Source organism: Pseudomonas sp. Emmai, from assembly GCF_055179735.1.
The window spans coordinates 3702008-3721725 of sequence record NZ_CM143685.1 but is presented as its reverse complement, the minus strand read 5'-3'; the positions used below and the strand labels follow the sequence as shown (position 1 = coordinate 3721725).

The window sequence follows — 19718 nt, the reverse complement described above, 5'->3', positions numbered from 1 at the left end:
TTGGGTGCGAGTCATAACAATCAATCGCAAAGCCCAAACTGAGCAATCGCTCCTTTAAACCAACCCTGAACCTGGCGCGGACATTGCCGAGCGGGGTGAATGGGTCTGCCTCCAGCATTACGTCTGTGGGAATCATTACCATGTCGACTCTTAAGCAAACATCGTTATCCAGCCCGCAAGACGAAGGGCGCTATGACTACATCATCGTCGGTGCCGGCGCAGCCGGTTGCGTTATGGCCAATCGCCTTGGTGAAGACCCGGACCTGCGGATATTGGTGATCGAGGCAGGTGGCAGCGATGCCTCGCTCTTCGTGTCGATGCCGGCCGCACTGTCGATCCCGATGAACACCAAACGCTTCAACTGGGGCATGAAGACCGAGCCGGAGCCTGGCCTGGACGGGCGGCAAGTGAACCTGCCCCGTGGCAAAGGGCTGGGCGGCTCATCGTCGATCAACGGCATGTGTTGGGTTCGCGGAAACCCCATGGATTATGAGCTTTGGGAGGCGCTGGGTGCCGATGGCTGGCGCTGGTCCAACGTGCTCCCTTACTTCCAGCGTCTGGAAAACGTCGAGGGCGGAGGCTCTCTGCGCGGGGTCAATGGGCCGATGCACATCAAGCGGGGGGCGGAAACCAATCCACTCTATCGGGCCTTCGTCAAAGCCGGGAACGAGGCCGGCTACGCTTTAAGTGACAACATGAACAATCGGCAGCACGAAGGCTTCGGACCGATGGAAATGAACGTTTGCGACGGGCGCCGCATGAGCGCTGCCCGGGCCTATCTGCGGCCTGCCATCGCCCGGGGGAACGTACGTGTAATCAAGGGCGGCCTGGTTGACCGGGTGATGTTCGATGGCCGACGAGCGACTGGCGTTCTGTTTTCGGTAGCGGGCAAGCCTGCCCGAGCCATGGCCACGCGGGAAGTCATCCTGTCAGCTGGGGCCATCATGTCTCCGGTGATCCTCAAGCGCTCGGGCGTGGGACCTGCGAAGGAGCTCGCGCAGCAGGGTATTGCGGTGATCCATGACTCACCCGAAGTGGGCGAAAACCTGATGGATCATATGGAGCTCTACCTCCAGATGGAGTGCACCCAGCCGGTTAGCCTGTTTCCCACCCAGAGCCTTCTGGGCAAGGCCAGGATCGGTATCGAATGGCTCGCTACCCGGCGCGGGCCTGGTGCGACCAACCACTTCGAGAGCGGCGGTCATATTCGCAGCCGGGCGGGCATCGTTTATCCCGACATCCAGTTTCACTTCCTGCCGCTGGCCATCTCCTATGACGGGCAGACACTTGCCGCCGGACACGGCTTCCAGGTGCATGTCGGCACAAAGCGTTCGAAGAGCCGCGGTTGGGTCAGGCTGCGTGACGCCCGTCCGGAAAGTTTGCCGCGAGTACGCTTCAACTACATGACCCATAGCGATGATTGGACGGAGTTCAGGGCCTGCGTGCGCCTGACGCGGGAGATTTTTGCCCAGCAGGCCTTCGCCCCTTATCGGGGCCGAGAACTGGCCCCGGGCGCGGCAGTGCAGGACGATGCCGCCATAGATGCCTTTCTCAAGCAGAAGTTGGAAAGCGCCTACCATCCCTGCGGCACTTGTCGTATGGGCAGCGACGAAGCTGCGGTGACATTCCCCGACGGTCGGGTGCGCGGCGTGGAGGCGCTGCGGGTGGTAGATGCCTCGCTGATGCCCGCTGCCACAGCTGGCGACTTGCAGGCACCAACACTGATGCTGGCCGAGCGGCTGTCCGATCTGATCCGTGGCCGTCACCTGCCGGAGGCGCAGGGCGCCGAGTTACTGGCAGATCCGCAATGGGCCACCCGGCAACGCGGCCCCAATATCACCCGAGACTATTCCGGCGAACGAAATCGGCTAGCGGCCGCGTTATTGGAAAATGCCAAGGGACAACAGCTGCCGATGGTGGCGGGTTGAGTCACAGCGTTACCGGGCAACGAAGCTACGCATAATCGAGCTTTCTTTCTGCTTTCAGCTGTACAGGTAATAAAAGTTACTGCGATTGACCAGCAATTGGAGGGTGCCCCGGTAAGTTTGATGAATGAAGCCTCAGTGATTCAGCCCCGATCAATCTCAATTAGGAAAACAAGAAAATGGGAACGACATCAAACGGGAAAACAGCCACGGTGACGCCTGTCATTCAGCAGGGCCGACTCGATGGTGCGGAACGGCGCTCTGTAGATTTCGTACCGGTGGCGGAGCGCCATGGCACGGTGCGACATCTAGGTGCGGTCTGGTTAGTTGCCAACATCAACCTGACCGCAATGGCTACCGGCGTTACCACACTGGCGCTTGGCGGTTCACTGTTCTGGACTCTGGTTGCCACCGTGTTCGGATCACTGTTCGGAACCCTTTTCATGGCTCTGCATTCCTCGCAGGGGCCTCACCTGGGTCTACCGCAGTTAGTTCAGTCCAGAGCACAGTTCGGATTTTTAGGGGCCGCGATCACGGTGTGGGTCTTCGCCTTTGTGAACTACTTCAACTACAACGTCGCCGACGCGATCCTTGCAGGATCGAGTCTGCATTTCCTCCTCGGGATTCCAACTTCCTGGGGGTTCCCAATCGCGGTACTGATCGCCGGCACCTTGGCGCTGTATGGCTACCGGTGGATCCATCGAGTTAACCGATTCCTGGTCGCACCGCTGGCCTTGACGGTCGTGATACTCACCTTTGCTGCGATGGTGCGGGGCGGGATTCCTTCGGGTGCTTTCACTCCGGGGCCCATTCAATGGCATTCGTTCGCGACCACCTTCGTAATCGTCGCAGGTTTCCAGCTTGGTTGGGCGCCATACGTATCGGACTACTCCCGCTACCTCCCACCCACCGTTTCCACTCGATCGTCGTTCCTGTGGACCTATCTGCCTTCAGCGATATCAGCGCTATGGGTGATCGGCCTTGGCTCCTTGCTCGCGGCAGCGACCCCCGGCGTTTCCGTCATCATGGCGATCGCGCAAGGTGGCGACGCCCTGATGGCAGGAGGTGGTCGAATAGCCGTCGCATTGTTGTTCATTGGTCTTCTGGTAGTGATGGCGCTGAATGCTTACGGAGGCAGCTTGACCCTGATCTCGATCGTTGACTGTTTCCGTCGGGTCCGGCCATCGTTGTTTTTAAGGGGCATCACAATCGTCGCGATGACCCTGTCCGTAGGCGTTGTCGCGGCAATGGTCGGGGAGGAACAATTCAATGTTTTCTACGGCAACGTATTGGTATTTCTGGCCTATCTGTTCACACCATGGACTGCAATAAACCTGGTGGACTTTTATATCGTTCGCAAGGGGTGTTATTCGATCCGCGAACTCTTCAATCCGGCCGGTATTTACGGCCGATGGGGATGGCAAGGAAACGTCGCCTATATCGGAACACTGGTGACGATGGTGCCGTTTTTTGTCACCGAGCCTTTCACTGGATGGATAGCTCACCGGATGGGTGATATCGACATCTCGATGTTTGTAGGTCTTGTAGTCGCCAGCCTCCTCTATTTGCTCACATCTCGGACTCTTGATTTGAGCTACGAGCGAAGCCTGGTGGAAAAAGAAGGAATAGCTGGCGAGCTATGAAGGCAGCCCGATGTTTCGGGCAAAGAACTTATCCCTATCGACACGAAAAAGTAGAGTTAAAACCATGACGACAACCGGCTGGATTTGGGACGAAAGATTTATGACTCATGACACGCGGGCTTGGAGCCTACCGTGGCAGGAACCCATCGACCATCCTGAGAAGGGCGATACCAAGCGACGCTTTGCAAGCCTCGTCAAGCGAAGCGGCCTCGATCAATACCTTGTTCCGTTACCATTCAGCCAGGCCTCGGAGTCCGATCTGTTGCGGGTACACACTCCGGAGTATGTCGATCGAATCCTGAATCCGACCGGTCCTGTATGGAGCGATGCAGGCGACGGTGAAACGCCCGTCGGACCAGGGTCGGCAGAGATTGCCAGACTTGCAGCAGGCGCTGTCATCTCGGCGTTCAATGCGGTCGTATCGGGTACTGTGACGAACGCCTACGCGCTCATTCGACCGCCAGGACATCATGCGATTGCCAATCAGGGGATGGGATATTGCATATTCCACAACACCGCGGTCGGAATCCGCCATCTGCAGCAAACAGGAGCGGTGAAACGAGTCGCGGTCATCGACTGGGATGTTCATCATGGTAACGGGACCGAGACCCTTTTTTATGACGATCCGTCGGTGCTGACGATCTCTCTTCACCAGGACGACCTTTACCCCATCGGCCGCGGAAAGGTACAAGACATCGGAACGGGTCCCGGACTGGGTGCCAACCTGAATATTCCACTACCCGCAGGGTCGGGCCGAGGGGCTTACCTGGGCGCGTTCGAGCGTGTCGTAATGCCTGCGGTCCGTCGTTTTCAACCGGATCTCATCGTGATTGCGAGCGGATTTGACTCCGCTGCGATGGACCCCTTTGGCCGCCAACTCTTGTGCTCCGGGGCATATCGCGAGCTGACGACTCTGGTGATGAATCTGGCTGAAGAAGTGTGCAAATCGCGGGTCGTCGCTGTGCATGAGGGGGGCTACGATCCGCTGATGGGACCATTCTGCGGTCTTGCCGTGGTTGAAACACTTGCAGGGCGGCGAACCGCAGTCGAGGACCCATGGATGAACACAGTCGCGAATCTTCCGGAACAAGCTTTGTTGCCGCACCATGACGCAGCGATACGAGCGTGTGAACAACTTCTCTCGGGAGTACCTGATGGATCCAAGAGCGCGCGATAACGGGGAATTTCAATAGCCTTCCACCGAAGGGGGCGAGCCATTTGGTGATGAGGCGCCAGTGCTGACAAGCGCTGCGCCTCGACAAGACTCAGCCCACTGTCTGCAACCAATTAAGTAAATCCATTTCCAAGCTGCCTGGCTGAGGGGGGGTGGGAGATAACAGGCAATAGCGTGAGCCGTCTTCAATAAATCCTAATGGCGCGGCTAAAACGCCGCTCTGGATATCGTCATGCACCAAGTGCCATGGGCCAATGGCCACCCCCAGGCCCGCGACAGCCGCCTGGATGCTGAAATAAAAGTGCTCAAAAGATTGCATCTCCATGGCAGGAGCGGGCAGTCCTTTTGCAGTAGCCCACTCCTGCCAAGCTGTAGGTCGGCTATTAGTCTGAAGCAGCGGGGCCGAGGAACGCAGGCATTTCCTGCTTTTGCCAAACCATTGATCTACCTTTTCCGGCCGGCATACAGGGCCGATCTTCTCAGGGAATAGGGTCTCAGCATGATAGTCGGAGGGGCGAGGAAAATCGTCCCGCCGAATGGCCAAGTCGATGCCATGGTCGAATGAAAAGATGCCGCCGCCGGCCACTAAATGAATGTCTAGCCCCCGATGTTGTGTTTGGAAGTCGTTCCAGCGAGGAATCAACCATCGCATTAAAAGCGTTGGCTCGCAGGACAGGACAAGCTGACGGGTACGACGGGCGTCGGTGCGTATCTCGCGAACTGCCTGGTTCATCAATCCAAGCCCTTCACTAACTGCTTTCGCCAGACGTTTGCCGGCGTCAGTTAAAAAAACCCTTCGGTTACGCCGCTCGAACAAGTCAACGCTCAGATCCTCTTCAAGCAAGCGCACTGCTCGACTTATGGCTCCTGGTGTCAGGTGCAGTTCGTCAGCCGCGCGTGCGAAGTTTTCGAACCGTCCGGCGGATTCGAAGCAACGCAACGCGAGCAGAGAAGGCAGGCGAGCCTCGGTGATTAGTGATTTGAAGTCACTATGTTCATCAGAAATCATCGTTATTACCAAAGAGCAGGATCTGTAAACATCGCTTTCTACTACCAATAATTGAAGGGTGTCGCATGAGCGAATGGATAGCAGTAATCACCATTACAATACTCGCATGCATCAGTCCTGGGCCAGATTTCGCCATGGTTTCTCGCAACGGATTGCTGCTGTCTCGACGGGCGGGCGTCCTCACAGCTGTAGGAATTGGTATGGGGGTGCTTGTCCACGTCTGCTATACGCTGCTCGGACTAGGGTTAATGCTTCAACAAACGCCTTGGTTGTTCAATGCGCTGAAGCTGGCTGGAGCTGCGTATCTCGTCTATCTAGGCATCCAAATGCTTCGTTCCAAGCCGGCTATCGAACAGCTAGACGCACCGCCACCCGCCATGTCCGACCTGGCAGCTCTGCGGACGGGATTTCTCACGAACGCGTTGAATCCGAAAACATCGATCTTCATCGTCAGTCTGTTCATGGGGGTAATACAACCGGACACCGCCCTGACAATGCAAATTGCATATGGGCTGTTTATCGCTGGGGCGCACGCAATGTGGTTCAGCCTCGTCGCGCTTTGCTTCTCAGCGGGAATGGTGCGCGAGAAATTGGTGGCTGCACGACAATGGATTGACCGGGTTTTTGGCGGCCTACTCGTGAGCTTCGGGATATTACTGACAATTGCTCAGCGTTCAGTCTGAGTTGAATTAGCCCTTGCGCAGGGCCTTTCAAGCACGCCGCATGTTCGAGTTGTTTCTCGACCTGACTCTTTTGTGTATGAGTCTTTAATTGGGCAGTTTGAATGACTGCTTCTGGCCGTTTTCTGCCTCTCGCGACCGGCGGAAAACGGCCAAAAGCGGACTGTCCTCATTGGTTTAGACGACCTCCATTGAGGCCTGAAGGCGTCTACGAAACTCGGGGCGACTCAGTGACCAACTGATGCGTCAAGGGGTATCTTCTAGGTCGCTTCCCATGCCCCGATCTGGATAGGTGACACTTTCGGTAAATCCCTACTGCACTTACGGCCATACGATGAACGATATTGAGTTTGCGCACAGCGTCAGCCCTCAACTGGGCGACCTGTACGAGCAGGCAAAGAACCTAGGTGCTTCGACGCCGGGTTATGCAGTTACCTTCTTGCGAAGCTTTGCCGGAGCGTTCTGCGAAACGCTAATTCCGAATATGAATAGAGACCTGAATCTTGACCGCAAGATTGCGTACTTGCGAGATAGGCGGCTGGTAGACCACAGAGTGCTGAACCCGCTCCGCATCCTACAAAAAAATGGGAATGTTGCGGCTCACCCTAAGGCATTTAGCTTTACGTCCCATGACTTCACTGAAATGCTTGGGCTGGCGCTGCCCGCTGCCCTCGAATTGCTTGAGTACCTTCATTCCCTGAATCCTGTGTTCGGTGAGGCTCCTAAATACACGGTCACACCACTCACCCAGCACAACCTTCGCGAACTTAGCTACAGCGCTGTTTTCGAGGAAGATGCTGATGCACGCTACACGCTAGGAATCCATTTCAAAGAAAAAGCTGATGCCCTGAAAACCTCGGAGGTGATGTTCAGAGCTGATGCGGTTACGGTTTTGCATCCCGTAAATCCATTGATCAGGCCAATATCTGGTTCAAACTCGCCGCAGACAGTTCACATGTCGAGGCAATGTATGAGTACGGAGCTTACCTTGCGCGCCTCCACGGCGAGGAATTTCAAGGTAAACGCCAAGAGGGTGAGCATTGGGTTTGGCAGGCAAGCGGTAGAGACCTTGCTGATGCTTTGGCTTTCATTGGCGACTGCCACTTTTGGGGGTCGGCTCGATACGAGCAAGATCTAGAATACGCACGAGACCTGTATCAGCAGGCTGCCGCGCAGTCTCACCCTGGAGCACTTTCTCAGTTGGGTGAAATGCATGAGAGAGGTATCGGTGGCGCGATAAACTTCATTGCTGCATTCGAATGCTCTCTTCAGTCTGCAGAGGCTGGATTTCCGCAGGCACAGTTTCATTTGTACACGCTGCATCACCAAGGTCACGCTTTTGCCGATGACCGCCCGAAAGCTATCGCCTGGCTAATCGAAGCGGCAGAGCAAAAATATCCAGAAGCCATGCTTGAGTTCGCCAGACTAATCAGCCAAAAGCTCATTCCGGGCCGAACCGACATTGATGCTCAAGCCCTTTATGAAGAGTGCATCCGAAGCGAGAACACTCGCATAAAAGCCCGGTATGCGCTGGCTCATAGCCTAGTGAAGCAAGCAGACAATCTAGACGCACTTCACTCGGCGTTGACGCACATTACTAATTGCCAGGATGAAATTACTATAACGTCACAACATAAGGACCTGCTTTCAGCATGTGGAAGGCTTGCTACGTATATCTGGGAGAAGATGGAGGTAGCCATGGCTAAGACATACCCCTACCTTGCGCTTCAAAAAATTGCCCTTCCCATCCCCATCGCAACCAAGCCGTCCCAGCGCGCCTACGTTGGCTGCGATGAAGTAGTCATCACGCGAGCATCGAAAAGCCCGTCAGCGAGGATTTGCTGGGCGGACACGACGTTGCCCAACGTAGCACCACCTTCGGCTTGATTGCTTTCGCAATATTATATTTGTAGCAGTTGAAATTGCGGAGAGCCTCCGAATCGCTCAGGGAGGGAGGAGCTTCAAAAACTCAACATGCCTCATTCGGATTCTGCTGCAGGTCTAGGCTGCGTGAGCGATGATCAATTGCCACATCTCAGGGAGTTAGTTTGTGACTATCAGTTCCCTCGCTAAGCGATTGCGTGAGGATCAGCATATCGTTGTCTTCACGGGTGCAGGAGCCTCAGCAGAAAGCGGCATCCCAACATTCCGAGATGCTTTGACGGGGCTGTGGGAGCGGTTTGATCCTGCACAGCTTGCGACTCCTGAGGCATTTCGTGCAGACCCCAGCCTTTGCTGGGGATGGTACGAATGGCGCCGGCTGAAGGTTATTCAGGCGCAGCCAAATGGGGCGCATCTCGCTATCGCCGAGCTTGCCAACCATGTGCCAAAGCTGACCGTAGTGACTCAAAATGTTGATGACCTACACGAACGAGCTGGCAGCCAGGATGTGACCCATCTGCATGGCAGCCTACATTCACCTAGGTGCATCGATTGCGGGTTGGGGTATGCGCTGCCCGTCACATCCGAAACTCTGCCTGAGGGCGGAAGTCGGGTTGAGCCGCCACGCTGCAGTGCATGTCGCGGGTATGTACGGCCCGGTGTTGTTTGGTTTGGCGAGATGCTACCGGAGGATGCGTGGAGCACAGGCCTCGCAGCTGCGGATGACTGCGATGTCTTTCTTTCGATTGGCACGTCAGGGATCGTGTACCCGGCTGCTGAGCTTCCGCTGCGTGCGTTAGGTCGAGGGGCGACTGTTGGTCACATCAATCCTGTGCGGTTCGAGATCAGCAGTCAGGAGCACTTTCTACAAGGCCCTGCTTCGGTGATGATGCAGAGCCTGCTTCGCGAGGCATACCGACACAGGTCACCGCAACGATTTTAGAAGAGGGGTTGATAAGCAACAGCGTAAAGCGGACTGAGTCACCCGCCACCTACACTAGCCATCTTAAGATGGCTCTCCTGAGGCAGCGCCCGACCGCAGAGGCAAGGGGCCAGCGAGCGGCTTAGCTTAGAAGATCAATAGCTCTTCCGCTCTGGGAAACAATCGCCCAGTTAATCCAATCTCTTCTCCGTCTATATCGAAGACGCTGTGGTTCCGCACACCGGAAGCAGGTGAAGTAAGATCACCTCTGGCCACGCCATTTTCTATTTTTGATAACACATAGAAATCACTATCCTGATAAATATAGAGATGAGGCGAAAGCTCTATATTTTCCCCATCTACCTGAAGCAGTACACGGGAAGGCTCCAAACTCATATCCCCTACTAAAACCTCAATGGAAAGTTTTTCACCCCGCTTTCTTGAAGCTTGCAGCCCAGCATGGGAGCCCTCGATGATTGAAAGTACGGTGTTCACTCTACTCGAACCATTCTCTCGAACGATTGAAGGCTGTGCGATGAAAAAACCATCGAACCCAATATCTTCACCAGAAATACCACTTATGAGCAACTCCTTCACTGCATCAGATATCAAACCCACATCCGCGCTAGAATGAACCCTCATCCAGACGAATCGACAAGAGTTAGGTGACGGAGAAACGTGCTTTTTCAGATTCGCTGCTGCCTTGAGTATTCGCGATTTCTGATTAGCCAACTCATTTCTGTGGAACCCACCAACAACCATTAAATCGCTCGAAAAAAAGTTTCTTGCTAATGGCCGCTCATCCGTTGAATGCAACTCAGAAAAGAACACTTTTACAGTCCCCCCCTGGCATTTGTACGATCCAGGCGCGTTCATCTTCTTGGAAACCCAAGTTACCAGCGCATCGAGAACAGTTGGTTCAATAAATTGATCCGAAATAACCCTCAGAGCGCCATGAACTCTCAGTTCTTTCATTTTCTTGTCAAATACGGCTTTGAGAGCGGCACATTTCTCCCTAAACACCCCTTCATGCTCCGATATGTCATGATTTTTTATCGAAACGTGGTACTTGAACTGGGAGGGCATCGTCAACGTCAAATCGAACCCTTTATTCCCCTTCGATGCGGGAAAAACTGTGCCGTCAGGCGCTGATAGCGAAGCGCAGACCATTATTTCGGCAAGATACCCGTGAGCATTTTTGGGTTGGTTGATAATGTCATTTGCTACCCGCTTCAGCCAGAGCGAGTGATCAGGAGTCAGTCTCTCGATTGCACGCCCTAGCGCAAAGAGCTCTGTGCTGGACAGCATGTCTTTTCTAGCCCATAGCTTTTGAAGCCGATGGCCACCGTTCGTGGACAGCCAGTCCTCACCAAATAGATCTCCCACCAAAGCCAAAGGCTTTTCACTTTTGGCAAAATCTCCTAGATCCAAGTGCCCCATTAACCGGCCAAAACTATTTGCACCTTTAACAGTCATTCCCTGATCTCTCCTCTCTGTTAGTTATCTTGGAACAAATGAACACGTATCGCTCTACAATCTGGCCTCGTTCATGGTGAAACTGAGCAAAGTCTGCAATTCGTACATCCTAGGGTATAGGTACTGGTAATTACGATGGTTGATCAGCCATTGTTCATCCTTGGCTCATGTGACTTCAGTGCTGAAGAGTGTGAGCAGCTCCTGCGCCCACTGCGCTCCAGGCAGGCCCCTGAAATCCACTTCAAAAAGCTTCGAAGGTCTGGGCGAGGGCAAAATCGGGTCATTGAACTATTCCAGTCCAACCTGGTGACGCCTGAGCGCTTCAAGGCACAGGTGTTTCACAAGCGGTTCATGCTGTTGACCAAGCTGGTCGATGAGCTGGCCATCTATGCGTTTACATTGAGGTGTGCGATAAATGTAGTATGGCGCCTTGCCACTATATCGATAACCACGGCAACCGCACCTCTTGCTTCCCAAAGACAAGCCGTTAGCGAAGATAAGCTAGTCGACAGGGCAATATAGTGCAGACCTACACGACATTCGCCCCAGCATTTAGCGCGCCTATACCTATTTTTTTGGATAACTGAGTGGACTGGTTTCGGATGAAAACTACGCTGGACGATCAAATCACTTCACCTCAGGAGCTCAGAGCCCTCCTCTGCTTGATCCGTCATGCAGACGCCAAAGGAATCGTTGATTTCGACAACCCAGACGTCACGACTACCCTCAGTAGCCTCGCCTGGAACTGGAACGCAGTGGAGTACCTGCTTCATAAACTCGACGAGGCTGGAGTAATCGATTATTCCGAGATCGGCGAGGATGGCTTCAAGCCAATCATCCTGTGCATCATCAATGATGACACTCATCGATATGTAGCCGGCCTGGCTGAGAAGCTTGAGGCGGAATACGTTTCCCTGGACAAGCGCATCACCGACATCCTTACCTTCAGCCCAAGTGCGTTGACCAGTCGAATCGCCGACACGAAGCGTCAGATTGACGAGGTCAAGAAACACGTCGCATCAAACGACCTGCTCAAGCCTTTGGCTGCCCCATTGCGCGAGATTCAGAGCCACTTCGACAGCATCAGTGTGGTATCTGAGGGGTACGAGCACATCTATAAAAACATCATTCGCCCTGTTCAGGAGGAAGGCAGGTCAGGCGTCAAGGCTACAGTGAGGTGGGCCATTTTCAGCATCGTGATTTCGACTGCAATCTCGCTGGCTATCACCAACTGGCCTTCTCTAAAAAATTCGTTCCAGGTTATCGCCGCCGGCTGACGAGCCGTCTCCTACCTCACTCCGGCAGCGAAGTTTCTGAGCTACAAAAAAGTCGGCGGTGAGGTTGAGTGTCCGGTGGCCGGCAAGCCAGTGGCTTACTAAATAACGGCGATCTGCAAAAGGCCCATCGTCTAAAATCGGTGTCATGCTTAGGAAGAACAATGGAACTATCGCCTCTACCAACCCTGACCGATCTACAGCAATATGGTCGTGTAGTTCATCACGATATCGCTCAGCGCTTAATGTCCAAACGGCTCGGATTTGAAACTGGTCAATTATTCGTAGGTGCGCTTTTTGGGCAACCCTCAAGTCTGTCAAAAAATCGCTCAAAAGCGCCAACCAAGCTCGATTCATCTGCAGCAGTTGCTGACCATTTGCGGAGAAGGATCATGGTTCTCTGTGCTGGCGTAATCAGTGAGGCTCAATGGTTCGAGCAACTCCCAGGTTTCGAGATTAAAGATGCCCATATCACCTCAATCTGTAAGAATGGTGTCACAGATGGTACTTGGCTTACTGACGACGATAAGCTCCAAGAGCTGTTGATAATTCTCTGTGGGATCGAACGCGAACCGAGCGAAAATGACGATTTTCTTGAAGATCAAAAGTACGAAATTTTCAATGAGATTTATCAAGAGACGCTGAACATCTTCAATGAGTTCTCGGAAAAGATCTTCATCCTGGCGAAATTGGCCTTCAATGAGAGCTGGAGAAGTGGCAGGCTCATCGTGAGTGATGAGCGACTTGTAAGCCTTGAGGCTGAAGCCGACGCGTTGTCGTCAAATAAACCTATCGACGCGTGAATGAATGGAGAGTAAGTCATCAATCTGAGAACGAAAGTCAGCGACCATCGTCGGTGAAACTGGAGGTATTTATGGCGTTGCCAGCGACAACACACACAATCGACGATAGCCGGGTGATCCATCATGAACTTGGCCACTGGCTAATGGCCAGGGAGATGGGGTTTAGCGTTGGACATATCTTCATCGAGCGTAAGAGCGCAAAAGCCTCTGGGCATGCAAAAGTCTACCCAAGGGCCCCGAGCCGACTGGACAAAGCTGAAGCGGTTGATGATTACCTTTCAAAAAGGATCAGAGTGCTGCTCGCTGGGGTGATTGTTGAGATCGAGTGGTATAAAAAGACGTTCGGAGACGAACTTGGTAAGCAACTTGATCGCATCTACGAAAACCCTGTCATTGATCGCTCGGGTATCAACGACAAAGGTAAGGCGGAAGAATTGCTCGCTATCTTGGCCGGGATAAGGAAAGCACCAACAGCACAATACAATGCCTTTTCTGACCAAGTAAGGGCGCTTTTTGTTGAGATATATAGGGATGCGAAGCTGCTTATCGAAGCGTTCCTTGAGAAGCTCTTTGCCTTGGCTGATTTGGTTGCGAACGAGCCGTGGCAGAATGACACAACGCTGGATGTTACGAATCGGCGCTTAATCGAACTCAATGACGTTGCGGCTGAGATTGTCGCATCGAAAGCATAAGCCGAATGACCATCCGGCGCCGCATACAGCTGAAATCTGGGTGAGCAGAGCTACAAGTTGGCTGACTATGTGATCAAAAAGCCGGGGCGCTACACTCGCCTGCACGCTTAGAACAGTGATTGAGCAGAGTAATAATCTACCTAATCACCTCGGCTGCGGCATCTACATCGACTTGACCGAGATTACCTCTACGTACTTGTACTTCTTCCTAGCAGCCTTCACAGCCTCCTGCTCAGCAAGCAACGAGCTCAACGTGTCGGCCTCGTGAATCAACTCGATCATTTTTCCCTCAAACTCGTTTCCAACACCCAACGTGACCCTCAACCTGGGCGTAAATGCTTTTGACGCTTTCTTCTTGGCTGCTGGAGCGACTACCGGTTTCGCGAGCACAACTTCTTTCGCAGGCTCCTGCACTAGCGGACTAGAAACCTGCTCCTCTGGCTGAGGCGTGCCAAAAAGGGCACGACGCATTTCTTCTTCAGTTAAATCAGAGTTCATAGAAAATCTCAAAGGGAGGCATTTCGCTGGGCAAGTTTTCATAAGATTGTTGCAGACTGGTGTTCGAGGAGCCTGCGCGGACGTCAAATCCCCAGTTCGATTTCAATACAAGAGCCTCGCAAGGCTCGCGAAAGCTGCACCTTTGGCAGCAGTGTAATGAGCCCGTCACCTAAGATGCTAGCGTGACGAGCGTATAGCGTGACAGTGCCTGCACCAGGCGTTCGACCTGGCACGATGGCACCTACCCGCTGCTGGGCAATTTTCAGTATGCTCAAGACGTCCTGACTCACCTCATTGGTGAACAGGTGTTGAACCAATGGTCTGGGCGGAGGGGCGGCGCGGCTCCACATTTCTATGACCGCTTGGAGGAGCCCGTCTGAACCAAGATGCTCGAGGGCCATTTCCCATAGCTGACCTTCCTGCGCCATATCCAGGCGCCCCCTAGTCATTGCGGAGTTCTACCAACATGAGACTCTTTCTTGATTCCGAGTTTACCCGGCTTTCGGCGGCTGCGAAGCTGATATCACTCGCATTGGTAGGTGAGGATGGGCGCGAATTCTACGTGGAATTGGTCGATGCTTGGCAAGAAGAAGACTGCAGTGATTTCGTAAAGGAAATCGTGCTTCCGCAGCTGTGGGGTGGGGGCTATGCGCTGCCCATTGTTGAAGCCAGGATGTCGCTGCTCAGGTTTCTGACGTCGTTCCAAAAGGAGGTCGATATCGTCACGGATGCTCCCCAGTACGACTGGGAGCTTTTTTGCGATCTGGTCTATGACGGCGGACGATGGCCCAGAATCGTTCGAAATTTTCCTACCGATGCGACGACGCTTGCCCCAACCAGCGAGGGTGAAGAGTTGCCTCACCACGCCTTGCTCGACGCCAGGATTATCGCTGGCATGTTCAGTTAAAATATAAACGAATTGGAGCCTTCGCAGTGTTATACCGCTCTCTCCAGACAAGCTCTCATCAATCCCTTCTCCAAAACACCAGCGGCTCGCTAGACTCGCACTCGGCCCGCCAGTGCGTGGGCAAGTAGAAACCATATCTCGATCAAGGACGAAAGCACATGCCATCAATGCGCCCCTCACAGTACGCCATGCAACAGCGCGTGGATGGCGGCCCATTCCTTCGTTTCGACAATGGTGAGGCGAGAGGGTTGAGCGAGGGAGAACTCGAAGCACTGGAGTCGGGCGAATACGACGAAAATGACTACTATGGCCCCACACTCGTTTTCTACAGCGATGTACCCCTGCCAGACAATGGGTCAGGCTGGCATCTCCTATTGATGGTCACCTCCGAGTATTTGACCATTTATCCTATCAACGCCCGCTCGGAACACTCTGAGTACGGTAAGCCCAAGTACAACAACATCCAGTCGATAGTGGTTACTCGCCCTGTCTTCCAAGAATATCCACATCCTAACAATCAGGATGAGCTTGAGGATTTACTAGGACTTCTCCCTGTAGGGCTCACCAAAGACTGGCGCTACGGTCTCGGCCTCCACTACGAGTACCGATATATCATCCAGGCTTTAGATGACTTGGAGGGGATAGACACACTGTTTCTGCATGGTGGGCCAGGGAACTTTGATGCGAAAATCGAAAGCAATCAATTCTGTTTAGGCGTTGCTCAGCTTGAGAAAATGGAGCGAAGCCTTGATCGGCTAACTCAGCGGCATCAGCGAGAAACCGCTGCCGACAAAAAACTTGTTTGCTACACGGGGCTCCTGCACAAAGCGGCCCCCGAGCTCTATCCTCCCCGTGAGCGCAAGCTCCCGCCAGATCTGCTTGCAAATCTGGTAGCGCTGGGGTCAGTGGCACCCCGACTATCACCCAAAGATCAAAAGCAGGCAGTCATGCTTGCCCAGCAAAGCGTCCCCGCGCTGGCGAAATCTGCACCGAAAATCTTGTATCGGCTGAAGTCTGAGATCGAGTTCTTAACGCTCGGAGAACTCATTGAGGTCTACCGAAGGATGCTGGAGAGCAACGCCTCTGAGAGCAAGTGGCAGAGCTTCCTGGGTGAACATCCTTTTGTGCTCGACACGGCATTCGGCTATCCAGTGAAGATGATTTCAGAACAGCCCTATGTCGGTGGTAAGAACCTCAGAGGTCAAGGAGGCCAGTATTCGGATTTTCTCATGGCGGCGAAGGCCACTGGAAATCTCGCTCTGATCGAGATCAAGCACCCTGGGAAAGATCTACTCGGCAAAGCCTACCGCAAGACCTATGTGCCCTCCTACGAGCTCAGTGGATCCGTGGCCCAGGTCATCAGTCAGAGAAGCGTTCTACAGAAGAGCATTTTCAACCTGACCGATGCCGATGACTACGATGAACGTGTCTACGCACATGCCGTGGCGGCCATTGTCATCATTGGTCGAACCCCATCAACGGTTAGTGAGCAGCGTGCTTTCGAGCAGTATCGGAACAGCTTGAAGGATGTGCTCGTGATTACTTTCGACGAAATGCTGGGACGGCTCGAGGGCATTCACCAAGCCCTTTCGCCGAAGCCGCCGGCAGCGCACCTACCCATTGGTGATGAAGACTTACCTTTCTGAAATGGCCGTCACTGAGGCTGTGCAGGCGCCTTAAGTCGCTAATGGGAGAAAGGCCTTCAGCGCTTCCAGTGCTTTGGTGTACAGGGGGGGCGGGCATCAGCACCTTGCTCAGATCTTTCTTCACGGCCTCTCCCCTCTGCCATGGTTATCCCACACGCTGCTATGCCAGCATTGTGCAAATCAGGCCATGAGAGCCAGGGAAGAATAAGTGGATATTTAAGCTGTGCCGAAATGCCTGCCGTTAAAGTGATTTTACCGCAAGAACGAGCGTTCACTTCTGGCCGATTTCAACCCTTTGCGATAGATAGTATTTGTCCTTTAGCACGCTTGCGCTTCTGCGCATTCACTGGGTCATACCGACTGGCTTTCCACCGCCAAAGCCAGAAAAACTTATACCGTACTTTCAGCGGAGACTTCCTATTCAGGCCCCCCGGCCCTAGTGAGCACCATGAAAGGGGTTCGAATGTTGCGGTGGTCATACGCATTAGGATGCTTCAACTCGTTTGCCAGCCATGGAAAAATCAGACAATTTGAAACAGGCCGTCGACCTTCTGTGCCTGCCTCAGTCTCGCCTTCAAATCGCTGTCTATTTGCTCCGTATCTATCCGATGAAGACCTACCCTTCGATAGGCGCTATGAGGATCTATGTCAGTGCCTAGAAAATGCCACACCACCCTCGAACAAACCGGTTTGCGGTGATCACACGCCGAGACTCCTATCTTTAATCCATTGAGACGAGTCACTCGACTCTTATAGCTTGGGATAAGAATGGTTTGACTGATTTCGCCGGATGTCAGTGATTCATAGTCGATAAGAAAAAGCCTCTCTTTTAAGTAGTAGGCGCACCCCTTGTATCTGGAACGCTCCTGATCTTCGACACCTGGGATATTGGTCTGCGAACGCTCATTGCGTTCGTAGATGAAGCAGCCGTCCCTCTCGCGCATATGCACCAACGAGCAAGCGATGAAACCTGGCTCCGACATTGCAATGTAGTACTCGTGGTAGTACCCCAATAACGCCCGCATCTGTGGTGACGATTGCTGTTGAAGATGATCGACTGCTCGCTGGCATGGCGTCATCACACCTGGGCACCCTGAACGCTTTGATCGGGCACCGATTAGATTGATGAATTGCTCTGTCGGCAGACCAATTTCATATTCCTCAACACCAAAAAAATCACAGATGCGCTTGAGATTGTAGGCGCTAGGCAGACTGCACCCTCTCAGGTACTTGTTGAACTGACCTCTGCTGATTGCCAGTCTCCGGCAGACCTCAGCAGTGGATCGATAATGGTTACATAACTGTTGCAGGTTGGCAGGAAAAAATTCGCGCATTTCTATCAGTACTTATTCATAAAGGTGCTAGGCGATGCGAAATTAACAGCAACTCGCCCCAATATCGAACAACTCGCGCAGTTGCAGAGAAGCGGATAATAACTAAATATTACCGCAGGGAAAGCAAGCTCCAAATTTCGCTCATCCCGTTCACCTCGAGACTACAACAGCCGGTAAGGAATACTACATGTTTGAAGTCAAAAACCACGATTTAGCAGCAGACCTTTGACGACTCCATCCATTTTGTCGGTACGTTGCTTGAGACTGCCCGTTGGCCCCTAGCCTTCTGATCACATTTCGAAACACACAGCGCTACCGAACAGCTGTTCTTCGTACGCTAGCGCTACGCTAAATGACGAACACCCCATTTCAGAAAAATTCACAAGAGCTAAACATGGATCGTTATCGCCCGCTAAAAACAAACGCAACCTCTACTCCTGTAATGCTCATCGATACCGACGTCGATGCCTCACAGCTTCTGGAGAATGCGCTGTTACGGATTGAAACTGGCACTGGGTTGTTGGAAGCCCTAACGTCGGTGACGCTCTTAAACATAAGAGATGCTGATTTTCATCGAATGATGTCTTCTGCATATATACCGCTGCAGGAAGGCCTCGAACTTCTAGAACAGCTCCACTCCAAATCTACAACAAAACAAGTCACGCCTGGCATATAACTTATAACAACTCGCTATCGTTACTTATTTCAGGAGCGATAGCTAAGGAGTCATTTTGGAACTTCGCCATTTGCGCGGCTTCATCGCTGTAGCAGAAGAGCTTCATTTCGCACGCGCTGCGGAGCGGCTACACATAGAACAATCTCCGCTTTCCAGAACAATTAAAGAACTGGAATCCGACATCGGCGCTCAGCTTTTTGACCGATCCTCTCGCGGCACACGGCTGACGTGGCCCGGGCAGGTTTTCGCGGAAGCTGTGCACCGTGTATTTCAGGCCGTGGAACAAGCGCGCAGTAACGTTCAGGCCGCCGCGGCTGGATACCGGGGATGTCTCAGGATCGCCTTGTCTGATGGGGTTCTTCCTCAACGCCTGACAGCGATTTTAGCCCGGTGTCGAGAGGAAGAGCCTGAGGTGGAAATTCGCCTATTTGAGGTCTCGTTATCCCAGCAATTGAAGGGGCTTCGCGAGGACCTGTTCGATGTAGGTTTCGCCCGTTCAATGGACGTTGGTGAAGACCTGATTGCACAATCTGTTTGGCAAACACCTTTAGCTGTAGCCGTACCTTCTCGGCATCCGCTACTTGCCCTTAAGCACATTCCGTTGGATCAGGTACTGAACTATCCGTTAGTGCTGTTCCACCCTCAAACACATACCGGGCTTCATCAACAAATTGACGCCCTGCTGCGCCAGATACCTTCACCTGCGCGAGTAGCGGAACGGGTCTCTAGTCAGGAGGTGATGCTCAGCTTGGTCGCTGCCGGATACGGTCTTGGACTCACCTGTGAAGCGCACATGGCGCTCTGCCAAAGCACCGAAATCGTAACCCGCCCTCTTGCCGGTGACCCTCCCATGCTGACCAGTTACCTACTCCGCCCATCAAGTGATCCCAGTGAGCAACTGAAGCGATTCATAACCCGTGCCACCGATATGAATTCGCTCATTTGATCCTCTAGATCACCTCGAATGCAGGACTGATTCGGTCCTGCATCAGACCTATAGAACATCTGCTCTCTCCCGATCAAAAAGTGGGACAGCCATTCCGGCACCACCGATTGTCAAAGACCTGATACCCACAAAGTCTCGACCGCCACCATTGATAAACGAGAATGTGCCAAGACGTATTTCGTCTTTCCCCAGAATCTCGCTGACGTTTCTATAGAGGGACATCGTCATCCAC

Annotated in this window: 18 protein-coding genes; 14 read left to right on the top strand and 4 right to left on the bottom strand. The window is 53.3% G+C overall.

What is annotated here, in order from left to right; translation table 11 throughout:
• Positions 1-140 precede the first annotated feature (140 nt).
• The 3 genes from ACY4LX_RS17060 (at position 141) to ACY4LX_RS17050 (ending at position 4745) form a co-directional block, all read left to right on the top strand.
• The gene (locus tag ACY4LX_RS17060) at positions 141-1928 is read left to right on the top strand and encodes a choline dehydrogenase (protein WP_463257161.1); all 1788 of its coding nucleotides are present in this window, start codon (positions 141-143) and stop codon (positions 1926-1928) included.
• Between the two features lie 176 nt (positions 1929-2104).
• Complete coding sequence (locus ACY4LX_RS17055) at positions 2105-3568, top strand: purine-cytosine permease family protein (protein ID WP_463257160.1); 1464 nt, start codon at positions 2105-2107, stop codon at positions 3566-3568.
• Between the two features lie 64 nt (positions 3569-3632).
• Positions 3633-4745, top strand: a complete 1113-nt coding sequence (locus ACY4LX_RS17050; RefSeq protein ID WP_463257159.1) for a class II histone deacetylase — start codon at positions 3633-3635, stop codon at positions 4743-4745.
• Between the two features lie 88 nt (positions 4746-4833).
• On the opposite strand, the gene ACY4LX_RS17045 is transcribed toward ACY4LX_RS17050, so the two are convergent.
• Positions 4834-5751, bottom strand: coding sequence for a LysR family transcriptional regulator (locus ACY4LX_RS17045; RefSeq protein ID WP_463257158.1), 918 nt, complete (start codon positions 5749-5751; stop codon positions 4834-4836).
• Between the two features lie 65 nt (positions 5752-5816).
• Here ACY4LX_RS17045 and ACY4LX_RS17040 point away from each other — a divergent pair, with 65 nt between their 5' ends.
• From ACY4LX_RS17040 to ACY4LX_RS17025, 4 genes are all read left to right on the top strand, one after another.
• Entirely contained in the window at positions 5817-6434 is a 618-nt protein-coding gene (locus ACY4LX_RS17040) for a LysE family translocator (RefSeq protein ID WP_463257157.1), read from the top strand.
• Between the two features lie 331 nt (positions 6435-6765).
• Positions 6766-7569, top strand: coding sequence for a hypothetical protein (locus tag ACY4LX_RS17035; protein ID WP_463257156.1), 804 nt, complete (start codon positions 6766-6768; stop codon positions 7567-7569).
• Positions 7512-8318 carry a tetratricopeptide repeat protein gene (locus ACY4LX_RS17030; protein ID WP_463257155.1) on the top strand — a complete coding sequence of 269 codons (807 nt, stop codon included), beginning with the start codon at positions 7512-7514 and terminating at the stop codon, positions 8316-8318. The genes ACY4LX_RS17035 and ACY4LX_RS17030 overlap by 58 nt, the downstream gene beginning before the upstream one ends.
• 163 nt (positions 8319-8481) lie before the next feature.
• Positions 8482-9255 carry an SIR2 family NAD-dependent protein deacylase gene (locus ACY4LX_RS17025; protein WP_463257154.1) on the top strand — a complete coding sequence of 258 codons (774 nt, stop codon included), beginning with the start codon at positions 8482-8484 and terminating at the stop codon, positions 9253-9255.
• A 126-nt stretch (positions 9256-9381) separates the two neighbouring features.
• Here the strand turns inward: ACY4LX_RS17025 and ACY4LX_RS17020 are convergent, their stop codons facing one another.
• Positions 9382-10710: a hypothetical protein gene (locus ACY4LX_RS17020; protein ID WP_463257153.1), complete on the bottom strand. Its 1329-nt coding sequence runs from the start codon at positions 10708-10710 to the stop codon at positions 9382-9384.
• Positions 10711-11312: 602 nt separating this feature from the next.
• On the opposite strand from ACY4LX_RS17020, the gene ACY4LX_RS17015 reads away from it, so the two are divergent.
• From ACY4LX_RS17015 to ACY4LX_RS17005, 3 genes are all read left to right on the top strand, one after another.
• A complete protein-coding gene (locus ACY4LX_RS17015) occupies positions 11313-11987 on the top strand; it encodes a hypothetical protein (RefSeq protein WP_463257152.1) in 675 nt (224 codons plus the stop codon).
• 161 nt (positions 11988-12148) lie between these two features.
• A complete protein-coding gene (locus ACY4LX_RS17010; RefSeq protein ID WP_463257151.1) occupies positions 12149-12787 on the top strand; it encodes a hypothetical protein in 639 nt (212 codons plus the stop codon).
• A gap of 71 nt (positions 12788-12858) precedes the next feature.
• Positions 12859-13479, top strand: a complete 621-nt coding sequence (locus ACY4LX_RS17005; protein ID WP_463257150.1) for a hypothetical protein — start codon at positions 12859-12861, stop codon at positions 13477-13479.
• 162 nt (positions 13480-13641) lie between these two features.
• On the opposite strand, the gene ACY4LX_RS17000 is transcribed toward ACY4LX_RS17005, so the two are convergent.
• Entirely contained in the window at positions 13642-13977 is a 336-nt protein-coding gene (locus tag ACY4LX_RS17000; protein ID WP_463257149.1) for a hypothetical protein, read from the bottom strand.
• A 466-nt stretch (positions 13978-14443) separates the two neighbouring features.
• Here ACY4LX_RS17000 and ACY4LX_RS16995 point away from each other — a divergent pair, with 466 nt between their 5' ends.
• The gene (locus ACY4LX_RS16995; protein ID WP_463257148.1) at positions 14444-14884 is read left to right on the top strand and encodes a 3'-5' exonuclease family protein; all 441 of its coding nucleotides are present in this window, start codon (positions 14444-14446) and stop codon (positions 14882-14884) included.
• Between the two features lie 158 nt (positions 14885-15042).
• On the top strand, positions 15043-16530 hold the full coding sequence (locus ACY4LX_RS16990; protein ID WP_463257147.1) for a Shedu immune nuclease family protein: 1488 nt from the start codon (positions 15043-15045) through the stop codon (positions 16528-16530).
• 521 nt (positions 16531-17051) lie between these two features.
• On the opposite strand, the gene ACY4LX_RS16985 is transcribed toward ACY4LX_RS16990, so the two are convergent.
• The gene (locus ACY4LX_RS16985; RefSeq protein WP_463257146.1) at positions 17052-17864 is read right to left on the bottom strand and encodes an XRE family transcriptional regulator; all 813 of its coding nucleotides are present in this window, start codon (positions 17862-17864) and stop codon (positions 17052-17054) included.
• A 394-nt stretch (positions 17865-18258) separates the two neighbouring features.
• Between ACY4LX_RS16985 and ACY4LX_RS16980 the strand changes: the two genes are divergently transcribed.
• Both ACY4LX_RS16980 and ACY4LX_RS16975 read left to right on the top strand, forming a co-directional pair.
• The gene (locus ACY4LX_RS16980; protein WP_463257145.1) at positions 18259-18540 is read left to right on the top strand and encodes a hypothetical protein; all 282 of its coding nucleotides are present in this window, start codon (positions 18259-18261) and stop codon (positions 18538-18540) included.
• A gap of 55 nt (positions 18541-18595) precedes the next feature.
• Positions 18596-19486: a LysR family transcriptional regulator gene (locus tag ACY4LX_RS16975; protein WP_463257144.1), complete on the top strand. Its 891-nt coding sequence runs from the start codon at positions 18596-18598 to the stop codon at positions 19484-19486.
• The last annotated feature ends 232 nt before the right edge of the window (positions 19487-19718 follow it).

Coding starts and splice junctions, on each gene's coding strand:
- ACY4LX_RS17040 (WP_463257157.1), top strand. CDS start 5,817: ATGAGCGAATGGATAGCAGTAATCACCATTACAATACTCGCATGCATC.
- ACY4LX_RS17015 (WP_463257152.1), top strand. CDS start 11,313: ATGAAAACTACGCTGGACGATCAAATCACTTCACCTCAGGAGCTCAGA.
- ACY4LX_RS17060 (WP_463257161.1), top strand. CDS start 141: ATGTCGACTCTTAAGCAAACATCGTTATCCAGCCCGCAAGACGAAGGG.
- ACY4LX_RS17045 (WP_463257158.1), bottom strand. CDS start 5,751: ATGATTTCTGATGAACATAGTGACTTCAAATCACTAATCACCGAGGCT.
- ACY4LX_RS17010 (WP_463257151.1), top strand. CDS start 12,149: ATGGAACTATCGCCTCTACCAACCCTGACCGATCTACAGCAATATGGT.
- ACY4LX_RS17035 (WP_463257156.1), top strand. CDS start 6,766: ATGAACGATATTGAGTTTGCGCACAGCGTCAGCCCTCAACTGGGCGAC.
- ACY4LX_RS16995 (WP_463257148.1), top strand. CDS start 14,444: ATGAGACTCTTTCTTGATTCCGAGTTTACCCGGCTTTCGGCGGCTGCG.
- ACY4LX_RS16990 (WP_463257147.1), top strand. CDS start 15,043: ATGCCATCAATGCGCCCCTCACAGTACGCCATGCAACAGCGCGTGGAT.
- ACY4LX_RS16985 (WP_463257146.1), bottom strand. CDS start 17,864: ATGCGCGAATTTTTTCCTGCCAACCTGCAACAGTTATGTAACCATTAT.
- ACY4LX_RS17005 (WP_463257150.1), top strand. CDS start 12,859: ATGGCGTTGCCAGCGACAACACACACAATCGACGATAGCCGGGTGATC.
- ACY4LX_RS17055 (WP_463257160.1), top strand. CDS start 2,105: ATGGGAACGACATCAAACGGGAAAACAGCCACGGTGACGCCTGTCATT.
- ACY4LX_RS17000 (WP_463257149.1), bottom strand. CDS start 13,977: ATGAACTCTGATTTAACTGAAGAAGAAATGCGTCGTGCCCTTTTTGGC.
- ACY4LX_RS17020 (WP_463257153.1), bottom strand. CDS start 10,710: ATGACTGTTAAAGGTGCAAATAGTTTTGGCCGGTTAATGGGGCACTTG.
- ACY4LX_RS17050 (WP_463257159.1), top strand. CDS start 3,633: ATGACGACAACCGGCTGGATTTGGGACGAAAGATTTATGACTCATGAC.
- ACY4LX_RS16980 (WP_463257145.1), top strand. CDS start 18,259: ATGGATCGTTATCGCCCGCTAAAAACAAACGCAACCTCTACTCCTGTA.